Below are 10,150 nucleotides of genomic sequence, written 5' to 3' on the forward strand. Positions count from 1 at the left end.
CGGGCGCCGCCGCCACCGTCCCGGTCAGGTCCGGGACGGTCCCCGCCGGATCATCACGGTGAAACCGATCGCCGCCAGAGACGTGACGACCAGCATCGCCACCACCGCGTTCAGTCCGCTGACCGTGTTCAGTCCGCTCGCGAGCGCGGTGCTCGACAACAGCATCGTCGCGATCGACACGCCGATGCCGCTGCCGCCCGTGCGGATCACCGCGTTGGTGCCGGCGGCCTCGCTGGTGGCGTGCTCGGGGACCGCCTCGACCAGCAGGTTCGGCAGCGCCGTGTACGCGAACGCGGTGGCGACCGACACCGTGACGACCATCGCCATCATGCCGACGACCGAGTCGTGGAAGACGAGCAGCATCGCGTTGCCGATCAGGAACAGCGTGCTGCCGAGGAGCATCGAGGTCCGGGCACCGGTCGCGGCCGCGATCCGGCCGCTGAGCGGGGTGCACGCGAAGCCGAACATCGAGCCGACGAACGAGAGCCACCCGGCGTTCGTCGGGGTCAGGCCGAGCCCGAACGGCGCGCTGGCGGGGGACTGCAGGACGATCGGGATGATCATCGTCGTCACGCCGATGGGGCCGATCGAGATCGCCAGGGTGGCGAGCATCGTCAACGCGAACTTGCGGTCGCCGAACTGGCGGATGTTGACGATCGGCGACACCGTCCGCAGCTCCCAGAACACCCACAGCACCAGCGCGGTCACACCGCCGAGCACCAGCGCGAGCGTGGCCGGATCGGTCCACCCCCAGGTGGCGGACTTGTTGATGCCGAGCAGCATGGCCGCGATCGCGGGCACGAACGCGACCGCGCCGACGTAGTCGACCTTCTCGGTGGTTCCGGTCGGCCGCCGCCACGGGAGCACGAACACGACCAGGGCGACCGCACCGACCGCGTACACGGCGGCGACCACGAAGATCATGTGCCAGCTGGCGTGGTCGAGCATGACCCCGGCGACGAGCAGGGACGCCGATCCCGCGGCGACCGCGGAACCCGAGATGACCGCGACCGCGACCGGGACGCGGGTGGCGGGCAGGTGCTCCCGGGCCAGTCCGATGCACAGCGGCAGGATCGCGCCGGCGACGCCCTGGATCGCGCGGCCGGCGATGATGCTGCCGATGCTGTCGCCGACGGCGCTGACGGTCGACCCGAGGGCCGCGGCGGCCAGCAGGACGACCAGGACCCGTTCGCGGCCGTACATGTCGCCGAGTCGCCCGCACACCGCCGCCGATGCGGCCGCGACCAGCAGGAACGCGGTCACCGCCCAGCCGACCGTCGCGGCGTTGCTGTGGAACTCGGCGATGAACGTGGGAATCGCCGCGTACACCATCGACGTCTCGAAGGCGCTGATGATCTCGACGGCCACGAGGACCGCGATCACGGCCCACACCGGCCGCGTCCGGTGGTACCGCCCCGTCTTCTCGGTTCCGGAGGACGACTCCTCGATCCGAATGTGTTCTGTCGCTGTCACCTGATGCCCGTCCTACCGCCCGACCCGAACCTGTCACCTGCGTGAACCACGTTCACGCGGGCACGAAGCTACGACGTCGGGGTCGGGCGGTTCGCGCAGGTCCCGGTGACCGGGACCACACTCGGCCGTACGCTGTCGTCATGACCACGCTGACCGAGATCGGTGCCGCCAAGTACGTCCTGCTGACCACGTTCCGCAAGGACGGGACCGCGGTGCCGACGCCGCTGTGGGCGGCTCTGGACGGGGATCGGCTGCTGATGTGGACGGTCAGGGACTCGTGGAAGGTCAAGCGGATTCGCCGCAACGGCGCGGTCACCGTGGCGGCCTGCGACGTGCGCGGCAACCCGAAGGGGGAGGCGATCGAGGCGACGGCCGAGCTGCTCGACGCGGTCGGCACCGACCGGGCCCGCGCCGCGATCGCCCGGCGTTACGGCGTCCTCGGCTGGCTGACGATGAAGGGCAGCCTGCTGCGCCGGGGCCGGACCGGCACGGTCGGGGTGGCGATCACCGCCTCCTGACGACCGCGGCCCGCCGGCGACCCATTCGAGGAGGTCACCGACGGGCCGCGGGCGCGGATCCGTGATCAGGAAGCCGACAGTCCCGCGCTGCTGCCGAGGCTGCCCGTGTCGCCGCTGCCGGTGTCGCTGCTGCCCAGCCCGCCGAGCAGGCCGCCGAGGTCGGGCACGACACTGAAGTTCAGCGCCACGACGGCCTGGGTGCCTGCGTCGGCGAGTTTGCTCGTGCCACCCTGCGGAACCAGGTAGGAACCACCGCCTCCGCCCGCTCCGGTGCCACCGGCTCCGCCGCCGTACAGGCCGGCACCACCCGCCCCACCGGCTCCGGTGCCGCCGACACCGAGCGCACCCGCACCGGCACCGCCGGCACCGCCGGCTCCGCCCGCGGTCGCCGTGCCGGCCTTGCCGCCCGCGGCGCCGGGAGCATCCGACTCGGCGTCACCACCGGTGCCGCCGACGACGGCCCCGCCGCCACCCGGCGCGACGACGATCCTCGACTCGAGACCGGCGTTCCGGTCACCGGCGATCGACTTGGTGGCGATGCTCGACGCGCCTCCGCCGCCGCCGACCCCGTCCGCCCCGACGCGGATGAACAGGGTGGAGCCCGGGGTCACGGCGATGTCGCTCTCGACGACGCCGCCGCGACCGCCCTTCGTGGTCCCCGAGTCCGTGCCCGCGCCACCGATCACGGTCACGTGCATCTTCGTCACACCCGGCGGGACGATCAGCTTCTGTTCGTCGGTGGTGCCCATGTATCCGCACGTCACGAACGGACCGGACTGCGCGCACCCGACGGCGAAGTCCGCGGCGGCGACACCGCTGCCCGCCGTCAGCGCGGAGGCCGTCGCGACGCCCACCACGGCCACTGCTCCCGCGGCGCGCCGCAGTCGCGTCGAACCCGAGTGCCAGTACCCACTGTCCATCTGTTCACCCTCACCGATCGCCACGTGCCGGGGCGGACGCCACGGCCGCAGGAAGCTTGCCATGTCCGCGGCGCCCGCGACCCTCGTTTCGAACAACCGTCCAGTCCCGCTGCGGGACGTGCGGTCAGGAGGCCGAACTGCCGAACGGATCCGAGCTGCCCGCGCTGCCGCTACCGGAACTGCCCGCGCTACCGCTGCCCGCGCTGCCGGAGCTCCCGCCGCTGCCGGTGCCGCCGTCGTCGCTTCCCGTCAGCGCGAGCTGGCTCGTGGAGAAGGAGACCACGACCTTCGCGGCGGTTCCGGCGGACGCGAGGGTGAGGGTTCCTCCGGTCGGGACCAGCGACGAGCCGCCCCCGCCACCGGCGGTGCCGCCGCCCCCGCCGTACAGGCCCCCGCCCCCGCCTCCGCCGACACCACCCGCGCCGCCGACACCCAGCTGTCCGGCGCCGCCACCGAGACCTGCGGCGCCGCCGGCGGCCTCGGTGCCGGCCAGGCCGCCGCCCGGCGACGGGGCACCGGCGTCACCGCCCGCGCCGAGGCCCGCACCACCGCCACCGCCCGCGACCAGGAGCCTGCCGGTCAGTGCGGCGAGCCCGTCGTCGAGGGAGGCGGTGCTGACACCGGAGTACCCACCGCCACGGTTGGTGCCGGTACCGCCGCCGCTGCCGACCACGACGTACAGCCTCGTCCCGGGGGTGACCCGGACGTCGGCGTCGACGACGGCACCGCGCCCGCCCTGGGCTCCGCCGCCGGCGCCACCCGTCGCCGTCACGTGCATCGTGTTCACGTCGGCAGGCACGTCGAGGAAGTACTCGTCGATTCCGACGCTGTCATAGGTGCAGCTCGTGTTGCCGACGGTCGAGGAGCATCCGATGCTCCGCGCCGCCTGAGCCGACGCCGCACCCGCACCCATCATCCCGGCCGATGTGCACACGAGGCCGACGGCCGCGGCGAGCCCCGCCACCCGACGCACGCGCACCGATCCAAGCCGACTGCTGACCCGACCCACCATCAACCCGCACCTCACTCATTCACGTCCATGCCGCGGCGGACGCCGTCGGCGGCCGGAAGCATGACATGGACAGCGGTCCAGGTGGGGGCGATTCGGGGTAATGATCTCGATCGTTCGGGTAGCTAGTCTTCGTTGAACCCGCGAAGCCGATTCAATTCGCGCCGTTCACGTTTCGTCGGCCGGCCCGATCCGCGGTCGCGCTGCGGCAGTGCGGCCAGCAGCTCCCGCGGTGGCGGGGGAGGAGTCCGGTCGATCAAGCACAGCGCGGCCTCCGGCGCCCCGACCCGCTTTCGGATCAACCGGGTCACCACGACGATCCGCTCGGTCCCACCGACCCGCACCCGCACCTCGTCGTCGACCCGCAGCAACTGCGCCGGCTTCGCCGAAACGCCGTTGACGCGAACGTGTCCCGCCCGGCACGCGGACGCCGCCGCCGACCGCGTCTTGAACAGGCGCACCGACCACACCCAGCTGTCGAGCCGCACACCCGAGGATTCAGACACGACCGCCAGCGTACCGACGACTCACCACCGACCGAACCGAGCCAGGCTCACCGGACGCATGCACACACTCAGCAACTCCCGGTCCCACCACCGCCCGGTGGCCCGGCGGGTGCGCCGGTCGGTGTACCGGTACTCGTACAGCTTCGCCCGCACCCACCGCGGCGGGATGTCGGGAAACGGGTTGCGGCGCAGCAGCTTCAGAGTGTCGCGGTCGTTCTCGAGCAGGCGTCGCACGAACCCGCCGAACCAGCGGTCCCCGTAGCCGGGTGAGATCGCGGCGAACCACATCAACCAGTCCAGCCGCAGGTGGTACGGCGCGTACTGGCGCGGCCGGCGGTCGGGTGCGCCCGGTTTGCCCTTGAACTCGTACTCCAGCCACTCGGTCGCGGTGGTGACGATCTCGTCGCGGGTCCCCTCGAGAACGATCTCGGTGCGCACCCGGGTCACGCTGCCGAACGCACCGTACGTGTTCACCAGGTGCCAGTGGTTGAACGACGCGTTCATCAGCTGGTTGTGGCCGAGCATGTTCCGCACCGGCCACCAGCTGAGCACCAGCACGCCCACCGTCAGCGCGGCCACCGCGATCGCGAACCACAGTGGGCCGGGCTCGGTGTCGGGGACCGCGACCGGCAGCACCCGCCCGAGCACGGAATCCGGCAACACCGAGCACGCCAGGACGATCGCCAGCCAGTTCAGCCACGAGAAGTTCCCGCTCGCCACCAGCCACAGCTGGGTCACGATCATCACCGTCGCGGCGCCGGCCGCGACCGGTTGCGGCGCGAACAGCAGGAACGGCACCACCAGTTGCGTCACGTGGTTCCCGGCGGCCTCGACGCGGTGCAGGGGCCGGGGCAGGTGGTGGAAGTACCAGCTCAGCGGGCCCGGCATCGGCTGGGTCTCGTGGTGGTAGTACAGGCAGGTCAGCTGTCGCCAGCACGGATCGCCGCGGATCTTGATCAGCCCCGCGCCGAACTCGAGGCGCAGCAGCAGCCACCGCAGCAGCAGCATCACCGCGACCGGCGGCGCCACCGACGCGTTCCCGACGAACACCGCCAGGAATCCGGTCTCCAGCAGCAGCGACTCCCACCCGAAGCCGTACCAGAGCTGGCCGACGTTGACGATCGACAGGTACAGCGCCCACATCGCCAACCAGACGAGCATGCACAGCGGCAGCGGCAGCCGAGCCGTCAGCCCCGCCACCGTGACCGCGGCCAGCGCGGCGCCCGCCCACGCGACACCGGCGTAAAACCGGTCCGTGTAGTGCCAGTGGAAGATGCTCGGCGATCGCCGGAACGAGCTGGCCGCCAGGAAGCGGGGGATCGGCAGCATCCCGTCGCTGCCCAGCAGCGGCCGGAACTGCAGGACCGCGGCGACGAACGCAACCAGGTAGATGACCGCGAGCCCCTCCGTGAAGAGCCACCGGCCGAGGTATCCGACACCGAACCAGTCCATCGCCGCACCCGCATGCCCGATCTCGAGCACCCGAGACGGACGCTACTCCTCCGCGGGCGGGTCGGACCCGGCGACCGACCGGTCAGTGCCGGTGGCTGCGGTCGAGGGCACCGTCCCGGCCGTCGACCGTGCGATCCGGCTCAGCGCGCCGCTTCCCACGCGAACCCGTCCGGGTCGGTGAAGGAACCGGTGTCGCTGCCGATCGCGATCCGGTGCGATCCGGTGCCGTCGGGAGCGACGCCGGCGTCCTTGGCGAGCGCACGGTGCCCGTACAGCGCCAGCTTCACGGGACTCGACGGAGTGGCGAACTCGACGTACTTGCGGCCGAAGCTCTTCGCCACCGCGAGGCCGCGGTCGACGTAGAACCGCTTGCTCGCGGCCACATCCGTGGCACCGAGCAGGAGCACGATGTCGTCGATCTCCCGGGTCGCCGGACCCGTGTCCTTCTTCGACGAGCTCGCGACCTTCCAGATCGTCCCGTCCGGGGCCTGCACGACACCGCCGTAACCCCAGAACGACTTCGTCGCCGGCTTCAGCGTCGTGGCGCCCGCGTCGACCGCCGCGTCGATCAGGCCGCGGGCCGTGGCCGGCTGGGACACGGTCAGCGACAACGTGAACCCCCGGAAGCCGGCAGTCGGCGTGTCGGAGGCCCGCAGACGCAGCTGGGTGTCCAGGCCGAACGCGGTGCGATAGAAGCGGTCGGCGGCGGCCGGGTCGGCGACTTCGAGGGTGATGGAATCGATGGAGGTCATGCCGAACACGCTATTGAGGCTCCGCGGGCGGCGCTTCTCGATTCCTGATCGGTTCGCGGCGCCCAGCCGTCCACCCTCGTTCCGCGAGTCGGTGCGCCGGGAACTCAGCCGAGCGCGTCCACGTACAGCCACCGTCCGTGTTCGCGGACGAACCGGCTGTGCTCGTGCAGGGAGTCCCGCTGCCCGCCGTACCGGTAGTGGGCGACGAACTCGACGGTGCCCGACGAGTCCAGCGGGCCGCCGGCGGTGCGGGCGAGGATGTCGAGTCCCACCCACGTCTGGTCCGCGTCGAGGTCCAGGGTCGTCGGCCGGGTGGTCGGATGCCAGGTCCGCAGCAGGTAGTCGGCGTCGCCCACCGCGAACGCGCTGTAGCGCGACCGCATCAGGGTCTCGGCGGTCGGCGCCTGCAGCGCTCCCGAATGGAAACGGCCACAGCAGTCCCCGTACGTCTCCCCGCTCAGGCAGGGGCAGCGGGAGGTCGGTGCGATCACGCCTTCAGTATGACCTGGGGCCCGGTGAGCCCCCACCGGTCCGCGCATCTACCGGGCCGCGCTCACCGACGACATGTGGAAGTCCGGAATCCGCAACGGCGGCATCGCGGTGCGGGTGAACCAGTCCTTCCACTCGCGCGGCAGCGTCGGCACGGTGGCCCCGGCCTCGGTGACGCGCCGCAGCAGATCGAGCGGCGACTCGTTGAACCGGAAGTTGTTGACGGCACCGACGACGGTGCCGTCCTCGACGAGGTACACGCCGTCCCGGGTCAGCCCCGTCAACAGCAGTGTCGCCGGGTCCACCTCGCGGATGTACCACAGGGTGGTCAGCAGCAGACCCCGCTCGGTGCGGGCGATCATGTCGTCGAGCGTCACGTCGGTCCCGCCGGTGAGCAGCAGGTTGTCGCCGGGAACTGCGACGGGAGCACCGAACTCCTCGGCCGCGTGCCGCGGGTAGGTGAGCGCGTTGATCACGCCGCCGCGGATCCAGTCGACGCGGCCAGCGTCCATCCCGTTGTCGAACACCGACAGCGACTCGCTCGACGCCGAGGTCGCCACGAACGGCGCGTACGCGAGGCCGGGGGCGTGCGGATCGGAGAACAGGGTCAGCGGGATGTCGGTGAGCTTCTCGCCGACGCGGGTGCCGCCGGCCCGTGCCAGCGCGGTGTGGCCCTCCTCGGCGCCTCGCCCCTCCATCGTCCACATCAGGTAGATCATCAGGTCGGCGACCGCGGACGGCGGGAGCAGGGTCTCGTACCGCCCGGCCGGAAGCTCCACCGTCCGGCCCGCCCAGTCCAACCGGGTACTCAACTGCGCCAACAAGTCTGGGACACGTACGTCGACAAAGTCGAGGGTGCCCGCCCCCACCCAGGCGCTCGCGTCGCCGCGTTTGCCGTTGATCTCCACGGATCCGGTCGGCTGCGTGAACCGCCGCCGCACCCCGGTCGTCGTGCCCAGCCACGTCGAGTGCAGCTGGTGATGCGCGAACCCGTACAGCCGGTCGGCCGCCCCGGCGCCACCGGATCCGGCGGCGTTGTCGAACCCGGTCGCGAGCGCGTCGGCGAACGCGCCGAACACCTCGACACCGGTCTCCGCCGGGCCGTCGCCCCATCCGGCGTCCGGGCCACCGGTCGGCCGGATCAGTGCCATCGCGTCCTCGGCGGGCCGGGCGTTGCGGGCGGCGTCCTCGGCGGCCCGCACCACACCGGCGACGGCATCCGGATCGACGCTCGACGAGGTCACCGACCCGACCCGGGCCTGCCCGCCGTCGCGGACCACCGCGACCACCGTCCAGCTCCGCGCCCGCGAATCCCCGTTCGTGGTCATCGAATTGCCCGCCCACCGCAGCGACGTCTCCGCCGCGTCGGTGACGAGCACCATCGCCTCGTCGACGGTGACCAGCGCCAGCGCCTGCTCGATGAGTTCCTGCGCCGCGATCACTGTCCGGCCTCCTGACGGGTGTTGAGGACGTTCACGCCCCGGAACAACGCCGACGGGCAGCCGTGACTGACCGCCGCCACCTGCCCCGGTTGCGCCTTGCCGCAGTTGAACGCGCCGCCGAGCCGCCACGTCGACGGCCCGCCCACGGCCTCCATCGACCCCCAGAAGTCGGTGGTCGTGGCCTGGTAGGCGACGTCGCGGAGCTGTCCGTCGAGCCTGCCGTCCCGGATCCGGAAGAACCGCTGCCCGGTGAACTGGAAGTTGTAGCGCTGCATGTCGATCGACCAGCTCTTGTCGCCGACGACGTAGATGCCGTCCTCGACACGGGAGATCAGCTCCTCGGTGCTCACGTCCCGCTCCGGGTCGGGTTGCAGCGACACGTTCGCCATCCGCTGGATCGGCACGTGGTGCGGGGAGTCGGCGTACGAGCAGCCGTTGGATCGGGTCAGCCCGAGCCGCGGCGCGAACACCCGGTCCAGCTGGTAGCCCACGAGAATCCCGTCGCGCACCAGATCCCACCGCTGCCCCGACACCCCGTCGTCGTCGTAGCCGACGGTCGCCAGACCGTGCACCTGCGTGCGGTCCGCGGTCACGTGCATGGCCGGCGTCCCGTACCGCAGCGTACCGAGCTTGTCGGGGGTCGCGAACGAGGTGCCCGCGTACGCCGCCTCGTAGCCGATCGCCCGGTCGTATTCGGTGGCGTGGCCGACGGATTCGTGGATCGTCAACCACAGGTTCGTCGGGTCGATCACCAGGTCGGTCGGGCCCGCGGTCACGGACGGCGCAGCCGTCTTCTCCGCCAGCCACTCCGGAATCCGCGCCAACTCGGTGTCCCAGTCCCAGCCGGTCCCGCGCAGGTACTCCCACCCGCGCCCGACCGGCGGAGCGAGCGTCCGCATCGTCTCGAAGGTGCCGGCCGCGGCGTCGACGGCGGTCGCCTCGAACTCCGGGTGCAGCCGCACCCGCTGCTGGGTGATCCGCGACCCCGCGAGATCCGCGTAGTACGTCTGCTCCTTGACCTGCAGCACGCTCGCGGTGACGTGGTCGACGCCGTCCGCGGCGGACAGGCGGCCCGAGAACTCGGTCAGCACACCGACCTTGTCGGACGCCGGCACCGTGAACGGGTCGACCTCGTACTCCGACACCCACGTCACGTCCCGGTACACCGGTTCGTCGGCCAACTCCACCGGATCCCGGTTCAGGGCGCGGAGCGCCCGCGCCACCTCGGCCGCGCGGGCCGCGGTCCGCGCTGCGGCGTCGGGCGTCAACTCGGCGTGCGACGCGAAACCCCAGGTGCCGTCGACGATCACCCGCACCGACAGGCCCAGCTCGTCGCCGTCGGCGACGGACTGCACGGCGCCGTCCCGCAGCCGCACCGACTGGGTGAGCAGGCGATGCACCCGCAGGTCGGCGTGAGCGGCGCCGGCCGCGCGGGCGGCGGACAGCGCCGCGTCGGTGAGCGCGGCCAGGGGCAGCGCCAGGAAATCCGGGTCGACGTCGTGTGCAGCCACCCGGTCAACCTAGCTGTTGCGGTTCATGAGGTTAGTGACGCGGTAGAGGCACGTCGGTAGATACGGGCGCGGGTCTCG

At 71.8% G+C, this 10,150-nt stretch carries 10 protein-coding genes; 1 reads left to right on the plus strand and 9 read right to left on the minus strand.

The annotated features are described in order from the left end of the window. Window positions 1-24: 24 nt before the first annotated feature. A complete protein-coding gene (locus tag ABD951_RS05555) occupies window positions 25-1,473 on the minus strand; it encodes an MFS transporter (RefSeq protein WP_345342749.1) in 1,449 nt (482 codons plus the stop codon). Between the two features lie 140 nt (window positions 1,474-1,613). On the opposite strand from ABD951_RS05555, the gene ABD951_RS05560 reads away from it, so the two are divergent. After that, window positions 1,614-1,991, plus strand: coding sequence for a PPOX class F420-dependent oxidoreductase (locus tag ABD951_RS05560; protein ID WP_345342750.1), 378 nt, complete (start codon window positions 1,614-1,616; stop codon window positions 1,989-1,991). Between the two features lie 65 nt (window positions 1,992-2,056). Here ABD951_RS05560 and ABD951_RS05565 read toward each other — a convergent pair whose 3' ends face one another. From ABD951_RS05565 to ABD951_RS05600, 8 genes are all read right to left on the minus strand, one after another. Continuing rightward, complete coding sequence (locus ABD951_RS05565; protein ID WP_345342751.1) at window positions 2,057-2,974, minus strand: hypothetical protein; 918 nt, start codon at window positions 2,972-2,974, stop codon at window positions 2,057-2,059. A 61-nt stretch (window positions 2,975-3,035) separates the two neighbouring features. After that, the gene (locus ABD951_RS05570; RefSeq protein WP_345342752.1) at window positions 3,036-3,890 is read right to left on the minus strand and encodes a hypothetical protein; all 855 of its coding nucleotides are present in this window, start codon (window positions 3,888-3,890) and stop codon (window positions 3,036-3,038) included. A gap of 155 nt (window positions 3,891-4,045) precedes the next feature. Next, on the minus strand, window positions 4,046-4,426 hold the full coding sequence (locus ABD951_RS05575) for an RNA-binding S4 domain-containing protein (RefSeq protein ID WP_345342753.1): 381 nt from the start codon (window positions 4,424-4,426) through the stop codon (window positions 4,046-4,048). A 21-nt stretch (window positions 4,427-4,447) separates the two neighbouring features. Further along, on the minus strand, window positions 4,448-5,878 hold the full coding sequence (locus ABD951_RS05580; RefSeq protein ID WP_345342772.1) for a lipase maturation factor family protein: 1,431 nt from the start codon (window positions 5,876-5,878) through the stop codon (window positions 4,448-4,450). 140 nt (window positions 5,879-6,018) lie between these two features. Further along, on the minus strand, window positions 6,019-6,630 hold the full coding sequence (locus tag ABD951_RS05585; RefSeq protein WP_345342754.1) for a glyoxalase: 612 nt from the start codon (window positions 6,628-6,630) through the stop codon (window positions 6,019-6,021). A 104-nt stretch (window positions 6,631-6,734) separates the two neighbouring features. After that, window positions 6,735-7,169 (minus strand): YchJ family protein, encoded by a 435-nt coding sequence (locus tag ABD951_RS05590; protein WP_345342755.1) that lies wholly within the window; start codon window positions 7,167-7,169, stop codon window positions 6,735-6,737. Then, a complete protein-coding gene (locus ABD951_RS05595) occupies window positions 7,170-8,561 on the minus strand; it encodes a metallopeptidase TldD-related protein (RefSeq protein ID WP_345342756.1) in 1,392 nt (463 codons plus the stop codon). Next, window positions 8,558-10,072: a TldD/PmbA family protein gene (locus ABD951_RS05600; protein ID WP_345342757.1), complete on the minus strand. Its 1,515-nt coding sequence runs from the start codon at window positions 10,070-10,072 to the stop codon at window positions 8,558-8,560. The genes ABD951_RS05595 and ABD951_RS05600 overlap by 4 nt, the downstream gene beginning before the upstream one ends. Window positions 10,073-10,150: the final 78 nt, after the last annotated feature.

It is taken from the genome of Rhodococcus olei (genome assembly GCF_039540555.1).
GTDB lineage: Bacteria > Actinomycetota > Actinomycetes > Mycobacteriales > Mycobacteriaceae > Rhodococcus_G > Rhodococcus_G olei.